We start from the raw sequence: 25,817 nt of genomic DNA on the forward strand, positions 1-25,817 counted from the left end.
AGAGTTCTTTCAGCCCAAGGACTTGGGCTGGCTGGATCTCTGCAACGAGCAGAGAGATGAGGGTGGAGGACGAATTGGTGACATATCCCGGCCCATTTCTGACGTACGTACCACAACAATAACCTCGGAGGAGCCGCCCATGATCCGCAATCCCATCCTGCCGGGGTTCAACCCCGATCCGTCGATCTGCCGCGTCGGCGCGGATTACTACATCGCCACCTCGACATTCGAATGGTATCCCGGCGTGCAGATCCACCATTCGCGCGACCTGGTGAACTGGACGCTGGTGCGCCGGCCGCTGGAGCGCCGATCACAGCTCGACATGCGCGGCAATCCCGACAGCTGCGGCATCTGGGCGCCGTGTCTTTCCTATGCCGACGGGCAGTTCTGGCTGGTCTATACCGATGTCAAGCGTTTCGACGGCAGTTTCAAGGATGCGCCGAACTACATCGTGACGGCGCCCTCGATCGAGGCCGAATGGTCGGATCCCGTCTATGTCAACTCCTCCGGCTTCGATCCCTCGCTGTTCCACGACGATGACGGCCGCAAGTGGTTCCTCAACATGCAATGGAACCACCGCACCGAGAGCTATGGCGGCTCGCCAAAATCGCCGGCCTTCGATGGCATCCTGCTGCAGGAATGGGACCCGGCGACGAAGGCGCTGACGGGGCCGATCAAGAATATCTTCGCCGGCAGCCCGCTCGGCCTCGTCGAGGGCCCTCATCTCTTCAAGAAGAACGGCTGGTATTATCTGACCACCGCCGAGGGTGGCACCGGTTACGACCACGCCGTCACCATGGCGCGCTCGCGCAACATCGACGGACCCTATGAGATGCATCCGAACATGCATCTTATCACCTCCAAGGACCATCCGGGCGCGGTGCTGCAGCGGGCAGGGCACGGCCAATATGTCGAAACATCAGACGGTGAGGCCTATCACACCCATCTTTGCGGCCGGCCGCTGCCGCCGAAGCGGCGCTGCACGCTGGGGCGAGAGACATCCTTACAGAAATGCGTCTGGCGCGACGACGACTGGCTCTATCTCGAAAATGGCACCTCAGTGCCCGATGTCGATGTGCCGGGCCTTTTTAATGCCGTGCCTGCGGAAAGGCCGATGCGCAGCGAATACAGCTTCGACGGCGGCGCGCTGCCTGCCGATTTCCAATGGCTGCGCACGCCCGAGCCCGCGCGCATCTTCAACCTGACGGACCGCCCGGGCCATCTCAGGCTGATTGCGCGCGAAAGCATCGGCTCCTGGTTCGAGCAGTCGCTGGTCGCCCGTCGACAGGAACATCACAGCTTCCGCGCCGAAACCGTGGTCGAGTTCTCGCCCGACACCTACCAGCAGGTGGCAGGGCTGACGCACTACTATAACCGCCATAAATTTCACGCCGTCGCGGTAACGCTGCACGAAACACTCGGCCGTTGCGTGACAATCCTCTCCTGCAACGGCGACTATCCGAACGGCCGCTTGAGCTTTTCGGCCGAAAGCGGTGTGGCGATCGCTGCCGAGGGCCGCGTGCAGCTCGCCATGGAAATCCGCGAGAACGACCTGCAATTCTTCTGGCAGACCGAAGGCAAGGGCGCCTGGCAGCCGATCGGTCCGGTCCTCGACGCCGGCATGATTTCCGACGAAGGCGGACGCGGCGAACACGGCTCCTTCACCGGCGCCTTTGCCGGTGTGTTTGCCTTCGATACGTCGGGGCGAGGGAAGGTCGCGGATTTCGACTGGTTCAATTATGACGAGTTGTGAGGGGCACTTCCTGCCACCCGCCCTCGTCCTTCGAGGCTCCGGCCTTTGGCCTACGCCCCGCACGCAAAAAGAAAGCCGGCGCAAGGCCGGCTAAGACGAACGCGGCTGAACAGGGGATGCTGGCCGGTTCCAAGCACTTCGTGACTGAACAATAACTTTCACTACATGCCGAGGCAGCGAAAAAGGGTGCAACGAGAACACCGGAGACGGCTCCGCAAAAGGGTGGGCGGCGGGGCGGATGCCGTGCTGGCCTCGGCTTTCTTATCGGACATCAAGATCACCGGATGATGACATCCGAAACCGGCTGCTGTCTTTCTTTTCGCGAAGGGATCAGCTCGTTTCAAAGATCCGATGCCGGCTATGTCGGCGGGCCGGCTGCGTTAACGGCCATGGTGTTAGCAGGGCGCGAATGCTGTGTTCACGTCTCCAAGGATGTCAAAGCGTCATGAAGGGCCTATATAGCGGGCCAAAAGTAACATCTGAGAATCCGCAAGAGTATCGCATGGCCCCCATCATATCCGTTCAGAATCTCACCAAGACCTACGCCAATGGGTTCGAGGCCCTGAAAGGCATCAACCTCGACGTCGAGAAGGGCGAGATCCTGGCGCTGCTCGGGCCGAACGGTGCGGGCAAGACGACGTTGATTTCGATCATCTGCGGCATCGCCAATCCGAGCGGCGGCCAGGTGCTGGTCGCCGGCCACGATGTCGTGAAGGATTTCCGCGCCACCCGCGGAATGATCGGGCTGGTGCCGCAGGAGCTGACCACCGATCAGTTCGAGACGGTGTTCAATACAGTCAGTTTCTCGCGCGGGCTGCACGGCAAGAAAGCCAATCCCGCCCATATCGAGAAGGTGCTGCGCGCACTTTCGCTCTGGGACAAGAAGGACAATATGCTGCGCCAGCTGTCGGGCGGCATGAAGCGGCGAGTGTTGATCGCCAAGGCGCTCTCGCATGAGCCGGATATCCTTTTCCTCGACGAGCCGACCGCCGGCGTCGACGTGACGCTGCGCAAGGACATGTGGAATGTCGTTCAGGAGCTTCGGGCCTCGGGCGTCACCATCATCCTGACCACCCATTATATCGAGGAGGCCGAGGAGATCGCCGACCGCGTCGGTGTGATCAATGGCGGCCAATTGCTGCTCGTCGAAGACAAGGTGGCGCTGATGGCCAAGCTCGGCCGCAAGCAGCTGATTCTCGATCTCACCGAGCCGCTCGAGCGGCTTCCGGATTGTTTTGCCGGCAACGGACTGACACTGGAAGTCGGCGGCAGCCGGCTGACTTACGATTTCGACGCCGACAACGAGCAGGAGAGCATCGCGACGCTGCTGACCCGGCTGGGTGAAAACAATATCCATTTCAAGGATCTCTCGACGCGGCAGAGCACGCTGGAAGACATCTTCGTGGCGCTGGTAGGAGCAGACAAATGAACGTCGAGGCGATCAAATCGATCTATTTCTTCGAGATGGCGCGCACGCGCCGCACGCTGCTGCAAAGCGTCATCTCGCCCGTCATTTCGACCTCGCTCTATTTCATCGTCTTTGGCGCCGCGGTCGGCTCGCGCATCCAGGAGGTGGAGGGCGTATCCTACGGCGCCTTCATCACGCCGGGCCTCATCATGCTGACGCTGCTCGGCCAATGCATCAGCAACGGCTCCTTCGGGATCTATTTCCCGAAATTCACCGGCACGATCTATGAGGTGCTGTCGGCGCCGGTGGCGATGACGGAGATTCTGCTCGGTTATGTCGGGGCGGCGGCAACCAAGGGGATGCTCATCGGCTTCATCATCCTCCTGACAGCCAATCTCTTCGTCGATGTCAGGATCGAACATCCCTTCATGATGATCCTGTTCTTCCTGCTGACGGCAATCACCTTCAGCCTGTTCGGCTTCATGATCGGCATCTGGGCCGGCAATTTTGAACAGCTGAACCTCATTCCCATGCTGGTCGTGCCGCCGCTGACCTTCCTTGGCGGCAGCTTCTATTCGGTCAATATGCTGCCGCCGTTCTGGCAGGCGGTCAGCCACCTCAATCCGGTGCTCTATCTCGTCAGCGGCTTCCGCTGGAGTTTTTACGGGATCGCCGATGTCAACCCGGCGATCAGCCTGGCGATGATCACGGTATTCCTGATGATCTGCCTGGGAACACTCGGCTGGATCTTCAAGACCGGCTACCGGCTGCGCAATTGATCGCTTCCTGAATAGCATCATCGGGAAAGCCGATGATGCTATCGGTTTCTTCCGTTTTTCTTCCGCTTCGACCCGAGGCATCTGCTCTCTCATTCAAATGGAGATGCGAGATGACTAAAATCAGGATCGAAGGTGCGAAGGTGTTGATCGTCGGCGGCAGCTCGGGCATGGGATTGGCGCTTGCTAGGCGCCTGCTCGATGAGGGGGCGTCGGTGACGATCGCCGGGCGCAATAAAGAGAGGCTTGCGGCGGCTTGCCGCCAGCTCGGCGACCATCCGAAACTCGGGGCGTGCGCTGTCGATATATCGCGGGAGGAGGAGGTCGCGGCGCTGTTTCGGGATAGCGGACCGGTCGACCATATCGTCAGCACGGCCGCCGATATTGAAGGCGCCTATCAGTTGCTGCCGTCGATCGAGCTTGCCGCAGCGCAACGGGTGGTCGAGAGCAAGTTCTACGGGCCGCTGCTGCTGGCGAAATATGGCGCCGCCCATCTGCCGCCGTCAGGATCGATCACCTTTACGTCAGGTATCGCGGCCTATCGACCGGCGGCGCGCGGATCTGTGGTCGCCGCCGTCAATGCGGCACTCGAAGGTCTGGTCAGGGCGCTCGCCGTCGAACTGGCACCGCTCCGTATCAATGCCGTGTCGCCGGGATGGGTGGATACGCCGATCTGGAGCGTCGTTGCGGGTGACGCCAAGCAGGCAACGCTCGAGGCGATGGCGCAGCGCCTGCCGGCCGGGCGTGTCGGCCAGCCGGAAGATATCGCCGATGCGATCCGCTTCCTGATCGGCAACGGTTTCACCACAGGCACTATTCTGCATGTCGAAGGCGGGCATCGGCTGGTCTGACCGGTGAAAGCTCTTCGCTGGCCGATTGCAGCAGGAGGGTGAGCGCCGGCGGCTGAACCCGCCTGCGCCGCCACATCATCACCAGCGAGGCGGCCAGCGGTTGGCCCGGCCAAGGCAGTTCGACGACATCGTCGCGCGAAGCGGACGCCCCGACCGCGAGACACGGGACTAGGCCGTAGCCGGCGCCTGATGCAACGAGGCGGATGATCGTTGCGACGCTGTCGGCTTCCGCGACAATGGCCGGCGCATTCAAGCCTGCTTCTGCAAAGGCGGTATCGAACAGGTGGCGATAGATGCAGCCGGCTGCGGTCGCGATGAACGGGGCGGTGCGCAGCGCTAAGAGGCTTGCCGGCGGCTGGGCTTGCGAGTTGCGGCCGGCGATCAACACCAGCGGCTCGCTGGAGATGCGGCGCGTCGCGAAGCGCTCGTTCTGCTGGCCGCGATCGAAGGTGAAGGCGACGTCGATCGAGCCGTGCTGCAATTGCGCATGCAATTCGCTACTGCCGCCAACCTTGAGTTTGAGAGCAAGGCCGGGGTTCTGCCTACCGAAGAGGGAGAGCCAGTGCGCCAGCCTTTCAGTGGCGATGGTTTCGAGCGTGCCCAGTATGACAGATTGTTCGGCATTGCCGGCGGCAGAGCGGACGGCGTCCTTCGCCTCGCTATTCAGCGCCAAGATCTCTTCCGCATAGGCCTTCAAGGCTGCTGCTGCCGGCGTGGGGATGACGCCTTGCCGGGATCGGAGAAAGAGCTCGGCGCCCAATTCCTCTTCCAGCGCCTGTATCTGATCGCTGAGGCTCGATTGGGCGAGATTGACCTCGGCGGCGGCGCGGGTGAGGTTTCCGTGGTGGATGACCGCAAGGAACGTCTTCAGTTGTCGTGGAGTCATGTCAGGTTCCGGCATTGCGCAGGCGCAGAATATCAGCAAAGAGGACCGGCCGGCAATGGAGCAGCGTTTGGCTAAGAAGCGCCGCAATTTTAACACGAAAAATATCCAGCGTTGCTGTCACCGGTCGCGGGGGCAAGGGGATGATCACCAGCAGCGTGTTTGAATTCTTCGCGATTGCCACGCTTCTCTGCTTAAACCCACAAGAAAATCGGTCGCACGAGGCCGCAGCGCCCGTCAAAGCCAGACCTCAGTCGCGCATGCGCAGTTCGTCGGTCTGCATCTGCAGGGAACCCAGCGTTTCCAGAAAGCTCATGCCGAGCAGGCTCTGGTCGAGCCGGCCGTCCTCGGCGACGCTGGCTGCGACATTGTCGCGGACGATCGGGCCGATTGCCACCTGATCGAGCGTGAGGGGTGCTGCGCGGCCACGACCGTTGGCGGTCATGATGGTCATGGAATAGGTGAGGCGGGAGAGATCGATCCCGATCCGCTCGGCATCTTCGCGCGACAGCGCCACCATGCTGGCGCCGGTATCGACGAGCATCTGGATCGTTTGGCCGTTGACAGCGACATCGGCTTCGAAATGGCCGTTCAGCAGCTTGTGCAGAATGATCTCCTGGCCGCCCTCGCTGGTGGTGACGACGACGGCGCGGCCGGGAACGAGGCCGGCGAGCAGCCTGTTGCCGACGCCGAGTGCTTCCTGGCGATAGAGATAGACGGTCGCGAGCGTCAGGATGATGACCAGCCAGATCATCATCTGGCGCACTGTTTCGCCAATGCTGCGCCGGCTCGCCCAAATGCCGGCCGACAACATCAGTGCGATCGGCAGCAGATAGACGACACGGCCGAAATCATCGCTCTGCAGGCCGAGGATCCGGCTGCTGTCATTGCTGACGATCAGCACGGCAAGGCCGAGGCCGATGACGACGAGAAAGACGGTCAAACGGATCATAAAGGCCGCTCCGGCCGGCTGGAAAGGCCCGTTTTCCTGTGGTTCGATACCGCGGCGGCGCCTGCAAGCCTTGCCGGCAGCAGCGCCATGATCCCTCTTCGCTCGGTGTCGGAGTAGCTCACCCAGCTGCCGATTTCCTGAAGAGTCCGGCCGCATCCGGCGCAAAATCCGGTGGCGGGCTCCAGGGAGCAGAGGTGAATGCAGGGTGTTTGCATGAGCGATATATCGGAGTTTCAAAGAGCCGTGGCAAGGGCGCAAAGGCTGGCGATCTCGCAAATTTGCTGCGTCGCGCCCAGCGTGTCGCCGGTGTGGCCTGCAAGCTTGCGGCGGATGAATGCGGTGAAGGCAAGCCCTGCGATGCCCGTGGCAAGCAGGCTTGCGACCAGCGGCCGCAAGCCGAAGGCAGGCCAGATCAGAAGTGCTGCAACGAGGCCGGCCGAAGCGAGCGCAAACTGCATCGCCGCCTCGTCCGGCTGGCCGGTCGAGGCGGCGACGCCATCGGCCTTTGCCGGCGGCAGCCGCTGCCAGTGCCAGGCGATGGCCCCGCGGCTGAGCGCCGCGACGGCGGGAATGGCAAGGGCCGATGTGAGCGGCGAGGCGTGGCGGGCGATGGCGGCAAGTGCTGCGGCGCGGATCGCGAAGGAGAGGATCAGCGCTATCGCTCCATAGGTGCCGATCCGGCTGTCCTTCATGATGACGAGGCTGTGCTCGCGGCTCTTGCCGCCGCCAATGCCATCGGCCGTATCGGCCAGCCCGTCCTCGTGCAGCGCGCCGGTGGCGAGAACCTGGATCGAAAGCGCGATCAGGGCCGCCATCAGCGGATCGGCATGCAGCCCCAAAGCCAAGAGGAGGGCAAGCGCGGGGACGAAGCCGATGACGATGCCGGCGAAGGGAAAAGCGCGCACCAGTCTGCCGAGCCTGCCGTCATAGCCTTTGAACAGCGATTGCGGCATGGGAATGCGGCTGAGGAAGGCGACGGCGCGGGCGGTATCGACCGCAAGGTCCTTGATCTTCATTCTGCTTCGTTCTGCCGTAGGTTTCGGCGTATGGTCGCTGCGCGCTTTTGGAGTTGTTCGCCTCGTCGGCCCGCTTTAAGAGAGTTGCGACCCGCAAAGAAGCTGATTTGCGTGAAAAAAACAAGAATACCCGGATTCATAGGAAAACCGCACAGATGAGCGTTTCAGGCCTGCCGTTCGACGATTTCCGTACCCTGCTTCGTGACCTGCCGGGGCCGGATGCCCGTGCGCTGGTGGCGGCGCGCGAACGTGACGCGCAACTGACCAAGCCGCCGGGCGCGCTCGGACGGCTCGAGGAAATCGCCTTCTGGCTTGCCGCCTGGACGGGCCGAACCCCTGCCGTCAACCGGCCGCTGGTGGCGATCTTTGCCGGTAATCACGGCGTCACCAGGCAGGGAATCACGCCGTTTCCGCCGGCAGTGACGCAGCAGATGGTCGAGAACTTTGCGGCCGGGGGTGCTGCGATCAATCAGATCTGTGTCGCCTATGATCTCGGGTTGAAAGTCTTCGACCTGGCGCTGGATTATCCCACCGGCGACATCACCGAAGAGGCAGCGCTTTCCGAGCGCGATTGCGCCGCGACGATGGCCTTCGGCATGGAGGCGATCGCCGGCGGCACCGACCTGCTGTGCATCGGCGAAATGGGCATCGGCAATACGACGATCGCGGCGGCCATCAACTATGCGCTCTACGGTGGTTCGGCGCGAGACTGGGTTGGGCCCGGCACCGGTTCCGCAGGCGAGATGCTGGAGCGCAAGATCGCGGCGGTGGAAAAGGCAGTGGCGTTGCATGGCGATCACCTCGATGATCCGCTCGAGATCATGCGGCGGCTTGGCGGCCGCGAGATCGCGGCGATGGCCGGGGCCATTCTCGCCGCCCGCATGGAACGCATTCCTGTGCTGATCGACGGTTATGTTGCGACCGCGGCGGCGGCAATCCTGAAAGCTGCCAATCCGTCCGCGCTCGATCATTGCCTGATCGGCCATGTCTCCGGCGAACCCGGACACCTGCGCTCGATCGAGATGCTCGGCAAGACGCCGCTTCTGGCGCTCGGCATGCGGCTCGGCGAAGGCACCGGGGCAGCGCTTGCCGCAGGGATCGTCAAGGCCGCTGCCGCCTGCCATTCCGGCATGGCGACCTTCGCCCAGGCGGGTGTCACGAATAAGCATTAAAGAATGTCGCGCAAAAGTGTGCCGCGGTTTTGCGATAGCGACATGCGTAAAAACAAAGACCTAAAGCGCGAGAAGCGAATCTGAAAGATCGCGACGCGCTTTGGTGCGAGTGGTCGGTCGCCGATCCGCTCTCGGGTTGGCTTGCGCCGATCAAATGGATTGGGTACCTGCGAGTCATCAAGGGAAGGCAAAGTCTTTCCCAGTCTGCAAGAGGAGAGAGGCGTCTTGACGAAGCCTGCGGTGACGAAAGAGACTGGATTTCGACATTTCACCGCCGCCGCCGGCTATTCCTGGGCGGGCTTCCTGCGCGTGATGAAAGAGGCAGCCTTCCGCCAGGAACTCGGTTTTTTCGTCGTTTCGATCGCGACGCTGGCATTGGTGGGGGCAACTGCCGGGGAGATCGTCGTTGCGGTGCTTCTGTTTCTCGGGCTCTTTTCGATGGAGGCGATGAATACCGCCGTCGAGGAGGTGATCGACCGGATTTCGCCGGAGATTTCGATCGTCGGCAAACATGCCAAGGATCTCGGTTCCTTCGCGGTGACCTGCATGATCGCCGCCTGCTGCCTCTATCTCGCCTTCGTCCTCGGCAGGCACCTGTTCTTCAGCCCGGCGTGATCAGGCCGATAATCCTACGGGGCTGAATCAGAACATCGTGCCCAGCTTGATCAGGCAAAACTCTTGCGCTTGCGCGCGACCGCCTGAGCCTCTTCCACAGCCGGCAGGCTCTGAAGCACGCGCCTGGCGGGCAGGATGGCGATCACTTCGGTTCCCTCGCGCAGCTTCGATTTCAGCAGGAACTGTCCGTCATGCTTGGCAAGGATCGCCTGGACGATCGGCAGGCCGAGGCCGGTGCCCTGTTCGGCGCTCTTAATGGCGATCGAGCCCTGACCGAAGGCCGAAAGGACAACGGGGATCTCTTCCTCCGGAATGCCGGGCCCGTTGTCCTTGATCGAGATGTACTGCCCGCCGCCGGCCGTCCAGCCGACCTTGACGTGGATTTCGCCGCCCTGTGGGGTGAACTTGACGGCGTTGGAGAGAAGGTTGAGCACCACCTGGCGCATCGACTTCTCGTCTGCCCAGATGGCTGGCAGCTGCCGTTCGAATTGATCCGAAATGGCGATGTTCTTGGCGCGGGCGCGCAGCTGGACCATGCCGATGCAATCCTCGGTGATATCGAGCAGCGAGATCGCCTCCTCGCTCAGCTCGTACTTGCCGGCTTCGATGCGGGAGAGGTCGAGAATCTCGTTGATGAGATCAAGCAGATGTTGGCCGGACCGGTGGATATCGCCGGCATATTCCTTGTAGGTCGGATTGGCGAGCGGTCCCATGACTTCGGCCGACATCACCTCGGAGAAACCAAGGATGGCATTGAGCGGGGTCCTGAGCTCGTGTGACATGGAGGCAAGGAAGCGGGACTTGGCGAGGTTTGCCTCTTCAGCTCGGCGGCGAGCCTCATCCGACATCGATTTCGCCACTTCAAGCTCGGCAATGAGGTCATCCTTCTCCGACTGGTAGGAGAGGATCCTGAGGCTCGACTTGAAGAGCCGGTCGCTGATATAGTTGAAGAAGACGAGGGTGGTGGTGAAGAGCACCGTCAGGCTGATTTCAAGGAGGTCGCGCGACAGGCCGCTCTTGGCGGCGAGCGCCAGGACCGCTGGCGCGAAGGAGACGAGCACCGTCGGCGTCAGCATAAAGTTTGACATCGCCGTGACGGAGAGTGCGATCAGCAGCGTCGCGCCCTTATAAAGAATGAAGCTGGACGGCTCGCAGATATCGCAACCCTGCAGCGCGAATATGGCCCAGCAGCAGCCGAGCAGGAATTGGCCGAACAACAGCAGGCGGTGCCATTTGCGGGCGCTCTCCGGGGTGATTTCCTGCCGGCGCGCACGTCGCGCAAGCAGGATATTGCCGGTGTGACAGATGAGCGTCAGCAGCGCCCAGAAGAGCAATTGCGTATCTTGGGTGAAATAAACGCCAAGCGCGGTGATGATGACGACGAAGAGCGGCATGATCGTCGCGCCCTGCAGCATCGACGCCACATACATCTTGAGCACGTCACGGTCGAAGGAGGAATTGGACGCATGACCGGACTGAAGACGTTCGCGCGTCTGCCGCACGGCCTTGGAAACGGCCTTGTTGCGGTGGCTGCGCGACCTGTCGACGATGATCTTGTCGGTCGATGTGCTTACGCCGGTACTCATGTGCACGTTGAAACTTCATCCCAGGGTGGATAAGAGCTTAACCGACAATTCTTAAGAAGATGTTTGCCATCTTTGCCAAGGATTTGTTTTTTAAGGAGGCAAAAGCGTGACACGGAGCCTGCGCCTGATTCGCGACGGCGTGACCGCTTTTGCCCTGCTGGCGCTCGTGGCGCTGATCGCCGCCAAACTCAACGATGCAGCAAAAATTGAGCATGCGGGCGCTTTCCATGCTGCCGACGGCGACAGTCTGACATTAGGAGACGAACGTTTGCGCCTGGAAGGCATCGATGCACCGGAACTCAACCAGAGCTGTATCCGGGCGGGCGAGTCCTGGGCCTGCGGCCGGGCGGCGCGCGAGGCGCTGCAAGGCCTGGTCCTGGCATCGGGAACGCTTTGCCAGGGCAGCCGGCGCGACCGTTATGACAGGCTGCTTGTCATCTGCCGGAGCGGGGCGGGCGGCGACATCAATGCCGCCATGGTGCGCCGGGGCATGGCCATCTCCTATGGCGGTTATGCCAGGGAAGAGACAGAGGCGAAGGCTGCGAAGGCGGGCCTCTGGGCCGGCACTTTCGAGCGGCCGCGCGATGTGCGTGATCATGCGCGCCAGAGTTCCGGTTTCGATGGCCCGCTGCGCTTTATCAGGCGGATCGTCGGATGGGAGTGAAGCCATGACCGACGAAGCCGAGCTGGAGACATTGCGGCGGGAGATAGCTTCCTGCCGCATCTGTCGTGACACGCCGGCGAAAGGCCTCGAATATCGGCTGCCGCACGAGCCGCGGCCGGTGGCGGTGATCTCATCGAGCGCGCGAATCCTGATCGCCGGGCAGGCGCCCGGGCTTCGGGTCCATGAGAGCGGCTTGCCGTTCGACGATGCTTCGGGCGACCGGTTGCGTTCATGGCTCGGCGTTGACAGGGCAAGCTTCTACGACCGAGACCGATTCGCCATCGTGCCCATGGGCTTCTGCTTTCCCGGCTATGACGACAAAGGCGGGGATCTGCCGCCGCGTCGCGAATGCGCGCCGTTCTGGCGGCGAAGGGTGATTTCGGCGATGCCGCAGATCGAACTGGTGCTGGTCATCGGCCAATATGCCCAGGCTTGGCATATGGCCGGCGAAAGACAGGGCAATATGACCGAGACGGTGCGGGCGTGGCGTAACAGTCTTCTGTCCAACCGGTTGCCGGCGGTGCTGCCGTTGCCACATCCCAGCTGGCGCAACAGCGGCTGGCTGAAGCGCAATCCGTGGTTCGAGAAAGAATTGCTCCCGATCCTACAGGATCGAACGAAAATGCTGCTTTCCTGAAACAAAATTCTTTTCGTCGCGCGGAATCGAGTTATACAAAGAAAATAATTCGAAAGGACTGTTGTGCGCATGGACCGCCTCGACCGAAAAATACTGCGTCTGCTGCAAGAAGATTCGACGCTTGCCGTGGCCGATCTCGCCAAAAAAGTCGGACTTTCGACGACCCCATGCTGGCGGCGCATTCAGAAAATGGAAGAAGACGGCGTCATCAAGCGCCGGGTCGCCATCCTTGATCCGGAGAAGGTCAACACCAAGGTCACCGTCTTCGTGTCGATTCGCACCGCCACCCATTCGATCGAATGGCTGCGGCGCTTTTCCGAGGTGGTCGCCGAGTTCCCCGAAGTAGTCGAATTCTACCGGATGAGCGGCGATGTCGACTATCTCTTGCGAGTCGTGGTGCCCGATATCGCAGCCTATGACGCTTTTTATAAGCGGATGATCGCCAAGATCGAGATTCGCGACGTCTCCTCCGCCTTCGCGATGGAGCAGATCAAGTATTCGACGCAGTTGCCGCTCGACTATATGCTTCTCGATAATGCCAAATCCAACGAGGATTGAAGCTCTCCCCGTGTGATCTGCGATCGCACGGGAGACTACCCAATAAGGTTGATTCGAGATGTGGCCTGCGGGCGCCCGAGGCAATCATCTAAACCCACTAAGATGGTTTGCAGACTGCGGCCGCACGTGAGCCCCATTCCCCTTGGATTGAGGCTGCAGAGACAATCCGACCACGAAAAGAGTGACTGAGCCGAAAGGCAAAGCTCTCAGCAGATTGTGACCCGATTGCAGAAAATCCCGAAAAATAGCGAAAAAACGCTCGAATTGCGCCAAGGTTCTCGAAATACATAGCCTGGTAAGGAATACGGGGGTATGTTGCATGGAACCAATGAGCGCCATGTCATCATTTTGTCTCATTGGAATCGAATTCAGGACACCATGTTCTAAACCGCTGCCTTGTATCTGTCCATTAGCCGGCGGTAGAGTTTGTGCGCTTCACCAGTATGTTCGACGGGGGTCGGATGGTGGAGAATTTGACAAAATGGGGCGTAGTGTTTGCGGCTTGCGATGGAGGATTTCCGTCGCGGAGCCGTTTGGCGTGTGTTTGGCCTAAATAATTGAAATTGTTGTATAAAAATCACGTCGCCGGTGAAAGTTACTGTCGGGGCCCCATCCTGCATGTATCGAGAATTGCTTGATAGGGCCTTGTATGTGATGACGGTTTGGCGGTTCGATCGATCCGCACGCCGAGATGGCTGTTCAAACTGGGCCGGCTTCAAATCGACTATCCGATTGGAAGCCAGCCCCGATCGACAAAGGAATGGATTGGTAAATGAACATCAGAATGGTTTTGCTTGCATCAGCAGCAGCATTTGCTGCATCGACGCCGGTTCTTGCAGCTGACGCTATCGTTGCTGCTGAGCCGGAACCGGTTGAATACGTTCGCGTCTGCGACGCTTACGGCACCGGCTACTTCTACATCCCGGGCACCGAAACCTGCCTCAAGATCGAAGGCTACATCCGTTTCCAGGTCAACGTTGGCGAAGATGTCGGCGGCGATTCTGACTGGGATGCGGTTACCCGCGGTCAGGTTCAGTTCACGGCCAAGAGCGATACCGAGTATGGTCCGCTGACCGGCGTCATCGTCATGCAGTTCAATGCTGACAACGCCACCGATCAGGACGCTATTCTCGACTCCGCTTACCTCGACATCGCGGGCTTCCGCGCTGGTCTCTTCTACAGCTGGTGGGACGATGGCCTCTCCGGCGAAACCGACGACATCGGTTCGGTTGTAACGCTCCACAACTCCATGCGCTATCAGTATGAAAGCGGCACCTTCTACGCTGGCCTCAGCGTCGACGAACTGGAAGACGGCGTTTACAAGGGCGACGAAGAAGCAAACAACGTTGGCGTTGCCTTCGGCGTCGGCGGCACGGCTGGTGCCTTCAGCTACCAGGTCACTGGCGGCTGGGACTTCGACAACGAAGACGGCGCAATCCGCGCTATGGGTACGGTTGAAATCGGCCCCGGCACGCTCGGCCTCGCTGGCGTATACTCTTCCGGACCAAACTCCTACTACTCCTCGGCTGAATGGGCTATTGCAGCCGAATACGCCATCAAGGCAACCGACAAGCTGAAGATCACCCCGGCCGTTCAGTACTACGGCAACTACTTCGGTGGCGACAAGGCCGTTCCGGATGACTTCGACGGTCTCGGCGATGCTTGGAAAGTCGGTCTGACAGTTGATTACCAGATCGTCGACAACTTCTACGCCAAGGCTTCGGTTCAGTACCTCGATCCGGATGATGGCGACGACTCCACGACGGGCTACTTCCGTCTGCAGCGTTCGTTCTAATCAACTTAGTGAATGCTCCCGGCCTTCGGGCCGGGGGCACTTCAAATCAGTTTCTGATCCGAGTGACCTCCGATCAGCTACGGGGACGGGTCCGGTCTTCCCTGCCGGGCCGTCCTTGCAGCGTTTTTGACGTGCAGTCTTCAAGGCAGTCTTTCAGCACAGCCTTTTCAGGTGAACCGGAGCGGATGTTGCGTATTGCACGCCGGCTTCTTGCGTGGACCGTCTCTCGAGGCACTCCCTTTTTCAATTTTCAAGCGAGCTGGATTGATCGATAGCATCACCGTAAGGGAGCTATTGGTCCTTTCTCGTAGTCGGCCTCGCCAGGCTTGGCCGCAACAGGTCGTGAAAAGAAAGTCCAATGCCGACAATGTGATTACAGCTTTGTTGGAGAGACGATACAACCCCTTGCAGGGGGCTGGCATTCATTTCCTTCTCTCGGGCAGCTTGTATGGACGATCTCAACGACTACTATTATTTCGCCGCTGTCGTCTCCAGCGGCGGCTTCGCTTCTGCAAGTCGCGATCTGAAGATACCGCGATCGAAGTTGAGCAGGCGGGTCAGCCGCCTTGAGGACGGGCTTGGCGCAAGGCTTATAGAACGCTCGACTCGTCACTTCCGGGTGACAGAGATCGGCCAGGCTTTCTACGAAAGATGCCAGACCATCTTGCAGGAGGCCGACCGCGCCAAATCAATCGTCAGCGAGGCTCAATCCGACCCGCAAGGCGTGGTGCGGATGGGCTGCCCTCTCGGTCTCGTCGACATTTCGGTCGGCGGAATCCTGCCTGAATTCCTGGAGCGCTATCCGAAGATCAAGCTGCAGATCATCGGCTCCGACCGGCGCGCTGACCTCATCAACGAACGGATCGATCTTGAGGTGAGGGCGACCAACGAGCCGGAGACGCAGACGAGCCTGACGATGCGCAAGCTTGACCGGGCGCGGCGTATTCTCGTCGCAAGTCCCTCGCTGGTCGAGCGCACCGGCTGCTTGAATTGTGTGGACGAGCTCGCCGAGCTTCCGACGCTGGCAATGACGTCATGGGTGTCGTTCCACACCTGGGAATTGATCGGTCCAGATGACGCCAGACAGGTGATTCGGCATCAGCCGCGGCTGACCTGTCGGAGCATGACCGCCATCCTCGATGCGGCCCGTGCCGGCCTCGGCTTCGGGCTTTTGCTCGAAAGTGCCTGCGAGGCCGATCTCCAGGCTGGCAAGCTGGTGCGAGTGCTGCCGGAATGGCAGTCGGAGGAGAGCCAGTTCTATATCGTCTTCACGACCGCGAAGGGCATGCCGCCGGCTGTGCGGGTGCTGATCGATTTCCTGGTCGAAAAATCCCGGCAGCATTGATGAAGCAGCATTGACCAAGAAGGGGCTTCAGGTTTGAAGCCGGCATCCGCTTTATCGCAGCCGTGCCAGCAGCTTTTCGCCGGCCAGTTCCCTGTTGGCATCCTTGCCGATCCAGCGAGCGGTTTTATCAGAGCTTTCGGCCAAGGCTCTTGCGAGGGCCAGCGCCGGTGCATGGCAGGCGAGATTGCGCTTTCCGATGCTGCGAAGCGCCCAGTTGACCGCCTTGCGGACGAAGTTTCGAGGGTCGCCGGAATGAGCCTTGATCAGCGGCAGCCAGGCAAGGATGGTGGCGTCGGGCTCCTTTTTGCAATGGACGGCTGCGCCGGCAATCATGGCGAAGGCAGTGCGCTTGACAAATTCGCGCTCGTCGTCGGCGAATTCTGGGATGAGCTCGTCCAGCGCGGCCTCGATGAAGAGATCGGCGGGGCAATCGACGATCTCCCAGGAATTGAAATCATTGGCCCAATTCCGGGCTTTGTTTGCCGTCAGCCGCTTCGGCTCGGCGGTGTACAGGGCGAGCAGGCGGGCTTCACGGATATCGCTTCGCCAGAGCTGAACTGCCCGGACTTGATCCTTCTTCGCCAGTCTGGCGACCACCTTGATATCGGGATTGGATATGCCGAGGGCGCGGTTCGTGACAATGCCGAAGCGCGCCATGCCGGCGATATTTTCCTCCGAACGCAGCTTTTCGAGATGCGCGATCAGTTCGGCTGCGTCGGAGGCGGGCGTGATCATTTTTCTACAGGATGATGCCGAAAAGTGTGAGCGGTTTTCGGCATCATGCACCTGTCCCTTCAATTTAGAACGAGATTCAGATTTTAGTCCGACCGGGACTAAAATCATCCTGTTCCAGGCGGGCGAGCAACGAGGATGTATCCCAGCGATTGCCGCCCATCGCCTGTACGTCGCCGTAGAATTGGTCGACCACGGCAGTGACAGGCAGCTTGGCGCCGTTGCGGCGCGCTTCGGTGAGCACGATGCCGAGATCCTTGCGCATCCAGTCGACCGCGAAGCCGAAATCATATTTGCCTGCGTTCATGGTCTTGTGGCGGTTTTCCATCTGCCAGGAGCCGGCCGCCCCCTTGGAGATAACCTCGACGACCTTTTCAATATCAAGGCCGGCGCGCTTGCCGAAATGCAGTGCTTCGGCAAGTCCCTGGACGAGGCCGGCGATGCAGATCTGGTTGACCATCTTGGTCAGTTGGCCTGAACCTGCCGGCCCCATCAGACCGACCATGCGGGCATAGGCGTCGATGACGGGCCTGGCGCGTTCGAAGACGGCCTCGTCGCCACCGCACATGACGGTGAGGGCGCCGTTTTCAGCGCCGGCCTGGCCGCCGGAGACGGGAGCGTCGATGAAATCGACGCCTTTTTCCTTTGCCACGGCATAAAGTTCGCGAGCGACTTCGGCGCTGGCGGTGGTGTTGTCGATCAGCACCGAACCCGGCTTCATGCCGTGCAGGGCGCCGTTTTCGCCAGATGTCACCGATCGGAGATCTTCGTCATTGCCGACGCAGACGAAGACGAAATCGGCGCCTGCTGCAGCCTCAGCCGGGGTGGGAGCGGATTTGCCGGAGAATTTCTCGGCCCAGGCGACGGCCTTTTCGACTGTTCGATTGTAGACGGTGACATCGTGGCCGCCCTTCGTCTTCAGATGCCCTGCCATGGGAAAGCCCATGACGCCGAGACCGATGAATGCGACTTTAGCCATATGTCCTGTCCTTATCGGGTGTGCGAGGCCCCGAGGATTAACCGAAACGGGGGGAGCAGAAAAGCCGTGAAGACGGAGTTCCTTCCGATAGACGCATAGGAGGCTGGTCGCCGCTCGCCTAGGCCCTAGATGGGGATCAGGCAAAATGTTCCGGGGGGGTGACATGAGCGAAATTCCGACGATCAAGCCGCGGCGCAAAGGCCGCAGTGGAATGCAGGCGACGCTGATTCCATCGCAGCAGATGGTCGCAGCGCAAATTCGGTTGGCACAGGAAGGTGTTTTCACCGAGCTTGGCGTCCTTCGCCGCCGTCTCGCTACCCAATACGGGGCGGACGCCTGTTGTCCGGTCACCGTTCAGCGGCATCTGCGCGCGATCGCCGATCTGTCTTTCCACGCGCTGCAAAAGGGCGAGGCGGTTTCGACGGTCACGCCCTATTGGCGCATGGTCGATCCGGCTAGCCTGCTGGCGACGCGCCTTGCAGGTGGGGCCGGTTTTCTCCGCGAGCGGCTGGCCGCCGAACGTCGGGAGGGGTAGCGGAAGAAGGCCGGTATCAGCAGGCCCGTGTCGACGAGCGCCTGAACGGGAAAAATTATTCCCCGAAGCGGATGACAATGCGAAATTGATATTGTCGATATAATTTGTAGTCTATGCCAGTATCCTGGCGATCGACGGCGACCATTGACGGCATCCGGCCGGCCGCCATCGATCGACAGGATATTCAGATGTTCACGCGCAGACGAAGCCCCGGAATTCTTCCCGCCGCCATGATCCTCCCAAGCATCCGTGCGGCTGCGATGCGCAGGCACGTCCGTATGTCGTCGCCTGCCAGGGCCCAGCTTGACCGCGCGAGCTGATTTTCGAATTTAGCAGCAAAGGATTGTTTCCATGACCGCCACATCCGATCCCATCAATTTCCTTTGGTTCATCCCGACATCGGGCGACGGCACCTATCTCGGTTCCTCCGATCTCAACCGCGCGCCCGAGATCGGCTATCTCACGCAGATCGCCCAGGCTGTCGACCGGCTCGGCTATTCCGGCGTGCTGCTGCCGACAGGCGTTGCCTGCGAAGAATCCTTCGTGACGGCGGCGGCTCTCGCGGCCAAGACCGAGAAGCTGCAGTTCCTGGTGGCGGTCCGCCCCGGCACGGCATCGCCGGCTTATTACGCGCGACTTGCGACGACGCTCGATCGCATCTCCAACGGCCGCCTGCTGCTCAACATCGTCGTGGGCGGCAGTCCGGCCGAGCTTGCCGGTGACGGCATCCATCTCGAACATGACGAGCGATATGCCCATGCGGAGGAGTTCTTCACGGTCTTCGAGGAACTGCTGGATAAGGGCACGGCGAGCTTTGACGGCAAATACATTAAGGCGACAAATGCGCGCCTCGGCTTTCCCTCAGTGCAGAACCCGCGTCCGCCGCTTTATTTTGGCGGTTCATCGGATGCCGGCATCGATTTCTCGGTCGGCCGCGTCGACAAATATCTGACCTGGGGCGAGCCGCCGGCACAGGTGGCCGAAAAGATCGCCAAGGTGCGCAAGGCCGCCGCCGAGCGCGGCCGCGAGGTGACCTTCGGCATCCGCCTGCACTTCATCGTGCGCGAGACCGACGAGGAGGCATGGGAGGCGGCGGAGCGGCTGATCCGCCATCTCGACGACGATACGATCCGCGAGGCGCAGGAGCGCTTCGTTCACGAGTCCGACTCGGTCGGTCAGAAGCGTATGGCCGCCCTTCACAGCGGCCGGCGCGACAAGCTCGAGGTCTCGCCGAACCTCTGGGCCGGTGTCGGCCTGGTGCGGGCTGGTGCCGGCACCGCGCTTGTGGGGTCGCCGAAGACGGTTGCCGCGCGCCTTGCCGAATATCAGGAGATCGGCATCGATACGGTGATCGGCTCCGGTTACCCGCATCTGGAGGAAGCCTATCGTGTCGCCGAGCTGCTCTTCCCCGAGCTCGGCATCACCCGCGCGCAGCAGCGCCTGGCGTTCAATAACGAATTCGGCGGCAAGCAGGTCTTTACAGGCGGCAGCCACGGCGGCAACCTGAAGGTCGTCTCCGGTTCCTGAGTTCCGACGCGACGCCGAACAGGATATCGCCGGAAGCCGCCCCGTGGCTTTCGGCGTTTTGTTGAGTGCGGCCATGCCCGGTTCGGAGCGGCAGATCGCGTAATCCTCGGTATTGATGATTGTCATTGTTTGAGACCTTGGCGCCATCCTGCCGAAATCGTCCTGGGGCGCATAATCCAGCGAAACGCGTTGATTTATAGCCAGTGAGATATGCTTCATTTCCTCACAGTCTTCCCGAACGTCGTGTCCGCCGGCTTATCCACATCGGCTAGGCCTGCTAATTCTTTTCGCTCGTCGTTTGCCTCTTGACTCACGCATGCCTCATTGGCTATGAATGAATCCATAGCTGAATAGGTATGAATTCGAATGTCCGATGCTCAAGACGCGCTCTTCAAAACGCTCGCTGATCCGACACGGCGGGCTCTTTTCGAGCGGCTGTGCCGCGAAGGAGAGAAGACGGTCGGGGCTCTGACGGCTCGGGCCGGGGTTTCTCAGCCGGTCGTCTCAAAACATCTCGGCATACTAAAGCAGGCTGGATTGGTGCGCGACCGCCACGAAGGGCGCCAGACGCATTACAGCGCGCAGCTGGGCGCGCTGGCACCACTGGTCGACTGGACGAGTGAGATGGCCGGGTTCTGGCAAAGCCGCTTCAATGATCTCGAAGATTTGCTGAAAAGGATGGATCAATGACCGACACATCGACCGAAACACGCGCAGTCGTCATCGAAAGGGAAATCCCATTTCCCTCGGAGAAGATCTGGCGGGCGCTGACCCAGCCGCACCTGATCCAGGAATGGCTGATGAAGAGCGACTTCAAGCCGGTCGCCGACCACCGCTTCAAGTTCAGCGCAGATTGGGGTTCCGTCGACTGTAAGGTCCTGGAAGTCGAGCCGAACAAGACCCTGTCCTACAGCTGGGATGCCTATGGTCTCGAAAGCACCGTTACCTGGACTCTCACTCCGACCGGCACGGGCACGCACCTGCGCATGGAGCAGTCGGGGTTCCGGCCGGATCAGCGGCAGGCTTTTCAGGGCGCCAGGAGCGGGTGGACACAGTTCTTCGCAAATCTGGAGCAGGTGCTGGCGCGGACGGAGTAAGGCCGCTCATCGCCGGGGCTGATCTTAAACGCGGGAGGTGCCATTGAAATGGAACAACTGGTTGCGGCAGACCCACCGCTGGCTGTCCGTTGCCTTTACCATGGCGGTCATTCTCAATATCGTCGCGATGGTCCAGGAGAAATCGATCGTCTGGGTAGGCCTCTTGGCGCTGCTGCCGCTTGGCCTGCTATTGCTGACCGGTCTTTACCTGTTCATGCTGCCTTATGCTGCCAGATGGCGCGGCAGGTAGGAGTGAAGGCAATGGCCGGCAAGACTTCCAATACCGCAGCGAAGATCAGAAAGAAGACAGCCACTCAGCCGGCTGCGGCGGAGCCGAAGCTCCTCTCGGGAGGCAACCCGCAGATCGCCAAGGGTTATGGCGATGCTCCTGTGCAGGCCTATATCGCTGCCATTCCGGACTGGAAAAGCGCCGTCGGACGCCGTCTCGACGCGCTGATCACGCACACTGTGCCGGGTGTGAACAAGGCGGTCAAATGGAACTCGCCTCTCTATGGCATCGAAGAGCGGGGCTGGTTTCTCAGCGTTCACTGCTTCGCCAAATACGTCAAGGTGGCCTTTTTCCGGGGTACGTCGCTGCATCCTCTGCCGCCCGGCCATTCCAAGCAGAAGGAAGTGCGCTACCTCGATATCCGCGAGGAGGACGAAATCGACGAAGCCCAGCTTGCCGCCTGGGTGGAGCAGGCCAGCCGCTTGCCCGGCGAACGGATGTAAACAAATAGCACTCGAACGACGGGTGGGAGGAACCATGAAGAAAGCGTCAGCAACCATGAAGAAAAGCGATTCCGGGGAAGCAAGCGAGGAAACGTCCCCCTCTCAGTTGATCGATGCGAGGATCGAGGAACTGGGAGACTGGCGGGGCGAGAAGCTTGCCCAGGTCCGAATGCTGATCAAGCAGGCCGTGCCCGAGGTGCTTGAGGAATGGAAGTGGCGAGGAGTTCCGGTATGGGAGCGCGCCGGGATCATCTGCACCGGCGAAACTTACAAGAGCGTGGTGAAACTGACCTTCGCCAAGGGCGCCTCGCTGGAGGATCCCACGGGACTGTTCAACTCCAGCCTCGAAGGCAACACCCGGCGCGCCATCGATTTCCATCAAGGCGACACGATCGACGAGGAGGCGCTGAAGGCGCTCGTTCGTGCCGCCGCAGCGCTGAACACGTTATCAAAGACTGCCGTGTCGCGGAAGAAATCAAGCGGAACATGAGGTTTCGCTAAAGCATTTCGCGCAAAAGTGTGCAGCAGTTTAGCGATAGCGACAGCGTAAAAACAAAGACCTAAAGCGCGAAGAGCGAATCTGAAAGATCGCGACGCGCTTTAATGGATCGGGTTCGCCTCGCGCTCGAGAAAGAGTTCGAGATTGTCGAGGCCGATCTCCGTGCCCTGGAGGCGGGCGCCGTTGTCGGCGTAGCCGTCGAGGAAGACTACCTGCTCGGTGAAGACCATTTTCGTGCCGTGGGGTTCAGCTTCGAAGGTGATTGTGGCGAGCGAGGCGGAGATGCGCCTTTCGCCGAGCTTCATCTCATAGGCATAGATGATACGGGTGTCAGGCACGATATCGATGTAATGGGCGTCAAAAGCGTGCAGGAGCCCGTCCGTATCGGCGACATGGTTTCGCTCGGTACCGCCGGGACGGAAATCGAGCCTGTAATCCAGCGGAACCCATTCGCCGTGGCAGGCGAACCATTGACGCTTTGCCTCCGGCGTCGACCAGGCGCGGAAGACACGGCCGACCGGTGCTTTCAGGCGGCGCTCGATGACGAGGGTGGCATGTTCGGCAGATCGTGTCGTCATTCGGAAAAGCTCTCCGGTTCTTCGGCGAGAAATTGATCCAGCCTATCGAAGGTAGTCGTCCAGCGGCTCTTTCGCTGTTCCACCCAGCGCTCGACGGTGGCAAGCGCATCCTGCTGCAGGCGGTAGGTTCGAACCCGGCCGGATTTCTCCGAGAGCACGAGGCCACTATGCTCCAGCACCTGCAGATGTTTCATTACCGTCGGCAAGGCCACCGCGAGCGGCGCGGCCAGCTCGGTGACCGAAGCCGGGCCACGGCCGAGGCGATCGATCATGCCGCGCCGGCTGCGGTCGGATAGCGCGTGGAACATGCGGTCGAGATCGGCCTGGCTTTCGATCATCCAGCGGCATCCCGGAAGCGGGCGGGCAACCGCTCTTTATAGGGGTAGAACTTGAAGTAGGGGCGGGCCTCGTCCAGTGCCCGTGCAAAGGAGGGGCGCGTCAGCAGCCGATCGTAATAGGCGCGAAGGTTCGGCTGCTCCGCTGAAAACGGAACCAGCGTCTCGGCATAGAAGAGCGACGGGGCTGCGGCGCAATCGGCCATGGTGAAGCCGTCGCCCGCTATCCATTGTTTGTCGGCGAGCTGCTTTTCGATCATCGCATAGGCAGTGGCGAGTGTCGCCTTGGCGGCGGTCACCTCGATTTCATCAGCCGTGCCCTCGGGGCGCCGGCGATTGCTGACGAGCGCCTGCATCGGCGCCTGGACATAATGGTCGAAGAATCGATCCCAGAGGCGGACCTGCAGCGCCCGGTCGATCTCAAGCGGCAGCAGGCGAACGGGGCCAGGATAATAGTGCTCGAGATATTCGATGATGATCGACGTCTCGGGAATGGTGCTGTCGCGCGCCTCGTCCCGCAGCAGCGGCATCTTGCCGATCGGCCAGAAGCGGAAGAGATCGGAACGCGAGCTCTCGTCGGACAGATCGACGAGACGATTTTCGAAGGGTGTGCCGTTTTCGTAAAGCGCGATCAGCACCTTGTGGCAGAAGGAGGCGAGCGGATGCCCATAGAACACGAGCGACATGCGGCGACCTTTCCTGTTGTGATAAACTTTACCGTTCGACTAAGTATCAGGTCGGCCGGCATAGCACAACAGATAGTTTGCCAATCGCGCAAGTATCGCCGTCAGCCAATATATCTTGCGACCACCAAATGGCCGGGTGTCGGCTGGCCGTCTTCCATGCGCACGTTGATATCCGAACTCTCGACGAGTTCGAAACCGGTGGCCGCCAGGCGTTCTTTCACATAGGCGTCGGCATGGGCGAAGCGCTGATGCGGACCGACCATGTAGGCGCGGCCAGCGAGAGTGGCGTCCGGCACGGTTTCCGAGGAGAAGATGAACAGGCCGCCCGACGTCAGGTTCTCGGCGGCGCCGAAGAACAGCGGTTCGAGTGCGCCGAGATAGGGCAGTACGTCGGTGGCTGTGATGATGTCGAAGGCGTCCTCGTCGTTGTCGTCGAGGAAATCTTCGACCTCGGCGACGAAGAGCGTTTCGTAGAGATCCTTCTCATGGGCAATCTCGACCATCTTCTCCGATAGGTCGATGCCGGTCATGTCGGCGCAGAGGTCGCGCAGTGCGCCGCCGGTCAGGCCCGTGCCGCAGCCGAGATCGAGCAGCCGCTTGAACGGTCCGAGCTTCAGCGCCTGCAGGCGCTGGCGCACCAGCATCGGCACGTGATAGCCGAGCTGCTCGACAAGTACGTCCTCGAAAACCTCGGCATGCTGGTCGAACAGGGTTTCGACATAGGCGTCAGGCGCCCTGGCAGGAGTTTCGCCGCGGCCCATGGCGGCGATGCGCACGGCGGCACCGCCGTGATCGTCGGGATCGATTGCCAGGACTTCCTCATAGGCTGCCACCGCCGCGTCGACATCGCCGGCCTTTTCCAGCGCCAGAGCGCGGTTATAGGCCTCGCCAAGGGCTTCTTCGTCGATCTTCTTTGCCATCGCGGTCCATCGTCCTTTTGTTTCAGGCATGCGTCTAAGGCGGCTTTCGAAGTTTTGCAATGGCGCTGCTGCGAGCGCAGAATGGGCGCAAAGAAGACGAAGGGAGGAATACCGATGAAATCGGAGCAAGAACGGCCGTCATTGCTACCTGAAGGGGAGGCTGCACGGGCATTGCTGCTGCCTGGCACGCCAGGCGAGATCACCAACACGCTTAGCCATTATTACCGCGGTGAACTCGGGCGGATGACGAGTTGGCGCGACCGTATCGACCGAACGTCCAACTGGGCGATCACCGTGGTCGCGGCGCTGCTTTCGGTGTCGCTGTCGACGCCGACCTCGCATCACGGCGTGCTGCTGTTCGGGATGATGCTGGTGACGCTGCTTCTGATCATCGAAGCGCGGCGCTACCGCTTCTTCGACATCTACCGAGCCCGCATTCGCCAGATCGAGCGCTGCTATTTCGCGCAGATTTTGGCGCCGGAGGCGGGGGTCGGCAGAGAATGGGCCTCGGTGATCGCCAGCAGCCTGCGCAAGCCGCGTTTCCTGCTCAGCTACTGGGACGCGATGCACCGCCGGCTCAAACGGAACTATGGTTGGATGTATTCTATCCTGTTTCTCGCCTGGTGCCTGAAGATCTCGACGCCGAAATTGCAAACGGAGGGCATGCCGGCGCTACAGGCGCAGTCCTGGACCTATGTCATCGATAATGCGGTGCTGGGGCCTATTCCCGGCCTTGCGGTCATCATCATCGTCATCGTCTTCTACCTCAGCATCCTCTGCTTTGCGCTCCGCCCGGTCCGTGACCAAGGTGAATTCGGCCATGGCGAGGCACATGTCTGATGGTGGGTAGGGGCCGGATCAGTGCAGGATGAACTCTCCTTTCAGCGCCCGCCACTCGGTTGGCGAGATCAGCTTGCGGTGGACATAGCGCACCGAATGCAGCGGTCCGTCGAGCTTTTCTTCCCAAAATTTCAGAAAGCCGCGCATTTCAGGAAAATCGGGGGCGAGATCATAATCCTGCCAGACATAAGTCTGTAGGATCGCCGGATGATCCGGCAGGTGGTAGAGGATCTGGGCGGTCGTCAGACCATAGCCCTTCAGTTGTTTTTCCATGTCCTTGTGCATCGTGTTCACTTCTTCTCGTTCCCACTCGCGCGCTTATTAGCGCTACGTGATATGGAAACAT

The 25,817-nt window shown here is 60.7% G+C and carries 31 protein-coding genes and 1 pseudogene; 19 read left to right on the forward strand and 13 right to left on the reverse strand.

The features are described from left to right. Positions 1-139 precede the first annotated feature (139 nt). The 4 genes from HJB83_RS23575 (at position 140) to HJB83_RS23590 (ending at position 4,788) form a co-directional block, all read left to right on the forward strand. Positions 140-1,753, forward strand: a complete 1,614-nt coding sequence (locus tag HJB83_RS23575; protein WP_221132897.1) for a glycoside hydrolase family 43 protein — start codon at positions 140-142, stop codon at positions 1,751-1,753. A gap of 502 nt (positions 1,754-2,255) precedes the next feature. Continuing rightward, positions 2,256-3,182 (forward strand): ABC transporter ATP-binding protein, encoded by a 927-nt coding sequence (locus tag HJB83_RS23580; protein WP_207580770.1) that lies wholly within the window; start codon positions 2,256-2,258, stop codon positions 3,180-3,182. Then, entirely contained in the window at positions 3,179-3,940 is a 762-nt protein-coding gene (locus tag HJB83_RS23585; RefSeq protein WP_207580769.1) for an ABC transporter permease, read from the forward strand. Before HJB83_RS23580 ends, HJB83_RS23585 begins: the two co-directional genes overlap by 4 nt. 110 nt (positions 3,941-4,050) lie before the next feature. After that, complete coding sequence (locus HJB83_RS23590; RefSeq protein ID WP_207580768.1) at positions 4,051-4,788, forward strand: SDR family oxidoreductase; 738 nt, start codon at positions 4,051-4,053, stop codon at positions 4,786-4,788. Here HJB83_RS23590 and HJB83_RS23595 read toward each other — a convergent pair. The 5 genes from HJB83_RS23595 to HJB83_RS23615 all read right to left on the reverse strand — a co-directional run bounded on the left by HJB83_RS23595 (position 4,751) and on the right by HJB83_RS23615 (position 7,639). Further along, positions 4,751-5,674 (reverse strand): LysR family transcriptional regulator, encoded by a 924-nt coding sequence (locus HJB83_RS23595; protein WP_221117159.1) that lies wholly within the window; start codon positions 5,672-5,674, stop codon positions 4,751-4,753. The genes HJB83_RS23590 and HJB83_RS23595 overlap by 38 nt on opposite strands. Position 5,675: 1 nt before the next feature. After that, entirely contained in the window at positions 5,676-5,855 is a 180-nt protein-coding gene (locus HJB83_RS23600) for a hypothetical protein (protein ID WP_221117158.1), read from the reverse strand. A gap of 66 nt (positions 5,856-5,921) precedes the next feature. Next, the gene (locus tag HJB83_RS23605; RefSeq protein WP_207580764.1) at positions 5,922-6,623 is read right to left on the reverse strand and encodes a TIGR02281 family clan AA aspartic protease; all 702 of its coding nucleotides are present in this window, start codon (positions 6,621-6,623) and stop codon (positions 5,922-5,924) included. After that, positions 6,620-6,838: a DUF1289 domain-containing protein gene (locus HJB83_RS23610; protein WP_207580763.1), complete on the reverse strand. Its 219-nt coding sequence runs from the start codon at positions 6,836-6,838 to the stop codon at positions 6,620-6,622. The genes HJB83_RS23605 and HJB83_RS23610 overlap by 4 nt, the downstream gene beginning before the upstream one ends. Positions 6,839-6,856: 18 nt before the next feature. Beyond that, on the reverse strand, positions 6,857-7,639 hold the full coding sequence (locus tag HJB83_RS23615) for an adenosylcobinamide-GDP ribazoletransferase (RefSeq protein WP_207580762.1): 783 nt from the start codon (positions 7,637-7,639) through the stop codon (positions 6,857-6,859). Between the two features lie 155 nt (positions 7,640-7,794). On the opposite strand from HJB83_RS23615, the gene cobT reads away from it, so the two are divergent. Together cobT and HJB83_RS23625 are read left to right on the forward strand one after the other, a co-directional pair. Then, the gene (gene cobT, locus HJB83_RS23620) at positions 7,795-8,811 is read left to right on the forward strand and encodes a nicotinate-nucleotide--dimethylbenzimidazole phosphoribosyltransferase (RefSeq protein WP_164011876.1); all 1,017 of its coding nucleotides are present in this window, start codon (positions 7,795-7,797) and stop codon (positions 8,809-8,811) included. Positions 8,812-9,036: 225 nt separating this feature from the next. After that, positions 9,037-9,426 carry a diacylglycerol kinase gene (locus tag HJB83_RS23625; RefSeq protein WP_221117156.1) on the forward strand — a complete coding sequence of 130 codons (390 nt, stop codon included), beginning with the start codon at positions 9,037-9,039 and terminating at the stop codon, positions 9,424-9,426. A 50-nt stretch (positions 9,427-9,476) separates the two neighbouring features. On the opposite strand, the gene HJB83_RS23630 is transcribed toward HJB83_RS23625, so the two are convergent. Continuing rightward, on the reverse strand, positions 9,477-11,012 hold the full coding sequence (locus tag HJB83_RS23630; protein ID WP_207580760.1) for a HAMP domain-containing sensor histidine kinase: 1,536 nt from the start codon (positions 11,010-11,012) through the stop codon (positions 9,477-9,479). A 106-nt stretch (positions 11,013-11,118) separates the two neighbouring features. Here HJB83_RS23630 and HJB83_RS23635 point away from each other — a divergent pair, with 106 nt between their 5' ends. The 5 genes from HJB83_RS23635 (at position 11,119) to HJB83_RS23655 (ending at position 16,011) form a co-directional block, all read left to right on the forward strand. Beyond that, positions 11,119-11,676: a thermonuclease family protein gene (locus HJB83_RS23635; protein ID WP_207580759.1), complete on the forward strand. Its 558-nt coding sequence runs from the start codon at positions 11,119-11,121 to the stop codon at positions 11,674-11,676. 4 nt (positions 11,677-11,680) lie between these two features. Next, positions 11,681-12,313 (forward strand): uracil-DNA glycosylase family protein, encoded by a 633-nt coding sequence (locus HJB83_RS23640; RefSeq protein ID WP_207580758.1) that lies wholly within the window; start codon positions 11,681-11,683, stop codon positions 12,311-12,313. A gap of 69 nt (positions 12,314-12,382) precedes the next feature. Then, positions 12,383-12,871 carry an Lrp/AsnC family transcriptional regulator gene (locus HJB83_RS23645; RefSeq protein WP_007629545.1) on the forward strand — a complete coding sequence of 163 codons (489 nt, stop codon included), beginning with the start codon at positions 12,383-12,385 and terminating at the stop codon, positions 12,869-12,871. 772 nt (positions 12,872-13,643) lie between these two features. After that, entirely contained in the window at positions 13,644-14,666 is a 1,023-nt protein-coding gene (locus tag HJB83_RS23650; RefSeq protein WP_207580757.1) for a porin, read from the forward strand. Between the two features lie 448 nt (positions 14,667-15,114). After that, on the forward strand, positions 15,115-16,011 hold the full coding sequence (locus tag HJB83_RS23655; protein ID WP_207580756.1) for a LysR substrate-binding domain-containing protein: 897 nt from the start codon (positions 15,115-15,117) through the stop codon (positions 16,009-16,011). A gap of 51 nt (positions 16,012-16,062) precedes the next feature. On the opposite strand, the gene HJB83_RS23660 is transcribed toward HJB83_RS23655, so the two are convergent. Both HJB83_RS23660 and HJB83_RS23665 read right to left on the reverse strand, forming a co-directional pair. Continuing rightward, positions 16,063-16,746 carry a DNA alkylation repair protein gene (locus HJB83_RS23660; protein WP_207580755.1) on the reverse strand — a complete coding sequence of 228 codons (684 nt, stop codon included), beginning with the start codon at positions 16,744-16,746 and terminating at the stop codon, positions 16,063-16,065. 76 nt (positions 16,747-16,822) lie between these two features. Further along, positions 16,823-17,722: an NAD(P)-dependent oxidoreductase gene (locus HJB83_RS23665; RefSeq protein WP_207580754.1), complete on the reverse strand. Its 900-nt coding sequence runs from the start codon at positions 17,720-17,722 to the stop codon at positions 16,823-16,825. A gap of 163 nt (positions 17,723-17,885) precedes the next feature. Here HJB83_RS23665 and HJB83_RS23670 point away from each other — a divergent pair, with 163 nt between their 5' ends. From HJB83_RS23670 to HJB83_RS23700, 7 genes and pseudogenes are all read left to right on the forward strand, one after another. After that, a complete protein-coding gene (locus HJB83_RS23670; protein WP_207580753.1) occupies positions 17,886-18,257 on the forward strand; it encodes a hypothetical protein in 372 nt (123 codons plus the stop codon). A gap of 351 nt (positions 18,258-18,608) precedes the next feature. After that, positions 18,609-19,784 carry an FMNH2-dependent alkanesulfonate monooxygenase gene (gene ssuD, locus HJB83_RS23675; protein ID WP_207580752.1) on the forward strand — a complete coding sequence of 392 codons (1,176 nt, stop codon included), beginning with the start codon at positions 18,609-18,611 and terminating at the stop codon, positions 19,782-19,784. Between the two features lie 366 nt (positions 19,785-20,150). Further along, positions 20,151-20,474, forward strand: a complete 324-nt coding sequence (locus tag HJB83_RS23680; protein WP_207580751.1) for a helix-turn-helix transcriptional regulator — start codon at positions 20,151-20,153, stop codon at positions 20,472-20,474. Next, positions 20,471-20,881: an SRPBCC domain-containing protein gene (locus tag HJB83_RS23685; protein ID WP_207580750.1), complete on the forward strand. Its 411-nt coding sequence runs from the start codon at positions 20,471-20,473 to the stop codon at positions 20,879-20,881. The genes HJB83_RS23680 and HJB83_RS23685 overlap by 4 nt, the downstream gene beginning before the upstream one ends. Positions 20,882-20,924: 43 nt before the next feature. Continuing rightward, positions 20,925-21,141, forward strand: a pseudogene (locus tag HJB83_RS23690) (hypothetical protein); the annotation flags it as partial. Between the two features lies 1 nt (position 21,142). Next, complete coding sequence (locus tag HJB83_RS23695; RefSeq protein WP_221117153.1) at positions 21,143-21,613, forward strand: DUF1801 domain-containing protein; 471 nt, start codon at positions 21,143-21,145, stop codon at positions 21,611-21,613. 34 nt (positions 21,614-21,647) lie between these two features. Continuing rightward, on the forward strand, positions 21,648-22,103 hold the full coding sequence (locus HJB83_RS23700) for a DUF1801 domain-containing protein (protein ID WP_207580747.1): 456 nt from the start codon (positions 21,648-21,650) through the stop codon (positions 22,101-22,103). Between the two features lie 110 nt (positions 22,104-22,213). Here HJB83_RS23700 and HJB83_RS23705 read toward each other — a convergent pair whose 3' ends face one another. From HJB83_RS23705 to HJB83_RS23720, 4 genes are all read right to left on the reverse strand, one after another. After that, complete coding sequence (locus HJB83_RS23705) at positions 22,214-22,690, reverse strand: SRPBCC family protein (RefSeq protein WP_221117152.1); 477 nt, start codon at positions 22,688-22,690, stop codon at positions 22,214-22,216. After that, positions 22,687-23,028, reverse strand: coding sequence for a helix-turn-helix transcriptional regulator (locus HJB83_RS23710; protein ID WP_007629523.1), 342 nt, complete (start codon positions 23,026-23,028; stop codon positions 22,687-22,689). Before HJB83_RS23710 ends, HJB83_RS23705 begins: the two co-directional genes overlap by 4 nt. Beyond that, a complete protein-coding gene (locus tag HJB83_RS23715) occupies positions 23,025-23,711 on the reverse strand; it encodes a glutathione S-transferase family protein (RefSeq protein WP_207580745.1) in 687 nt (228 codons plus the stop codon). The genes HJB83_RS23710 and HJB83_RS23715 overlap by 4 nt, the downstream gene beginning before the upstream one ends. Positions 23,712-23,812: 101 nt before the next feature. Beyond that, on the reverse strand, positions 23,813-24,631 hold the full coding sequence (locus HJB83_RS23720; protein ID WP_221132898.1) for a class I SAM-dependent methyltransferase: 819 nt from the start codon (positions 24,629-24,631) through the stop codon (positions 23,813-23,815). Between the two features lie 114 nt (positions 24,632-24,745). On the opposite strand from HJB83_RS23720, the gene HJB83_RS23725 reads away from it, so the two are divergent. Then, positions 24,746-25,471 (forward strand): DUF2270 domain-containing protein, encoded by a 726-nt coding sequence (locus tag HJB83_RS23725; RefSeq protein WP_207580743.1) that lies wholly within the window; start codon positions 24,746-24,748, stop codon positions 25,469-25,471. An 18-nt stretch (positions 25,472-25,489) separates the two neighbouring features. On the opposite strand, the gene HJB83_RS23730 is transcribed toward HJB83_RS23725, so the two are convergent. Further along, positions 25,490-25,756 carry an usg protein gene (locus HJB83_RS23730; RefSeq protein ID WP_164015171.1) on the reverse strand — a complete coding sequence of 89 codons (267 nt, stop codon included), beginning with the start codon at positions 25,754-25,756 and terminating at the stop codon, positions 25,490-25,492. Positions 25,757-25,817: the final 61 nt, after the last annotated feature.

This window comes from Rhizobium sp. NZLR11 (genome assembly GCF_019685115.1).
In the GTDB taxonomy this organism is placed as follows: domain Bacteria; phylum Pseudomonadota; class Alphaproteobacteria; order Rhizobiales; family Rhizobiaceae; genus Rhizobium.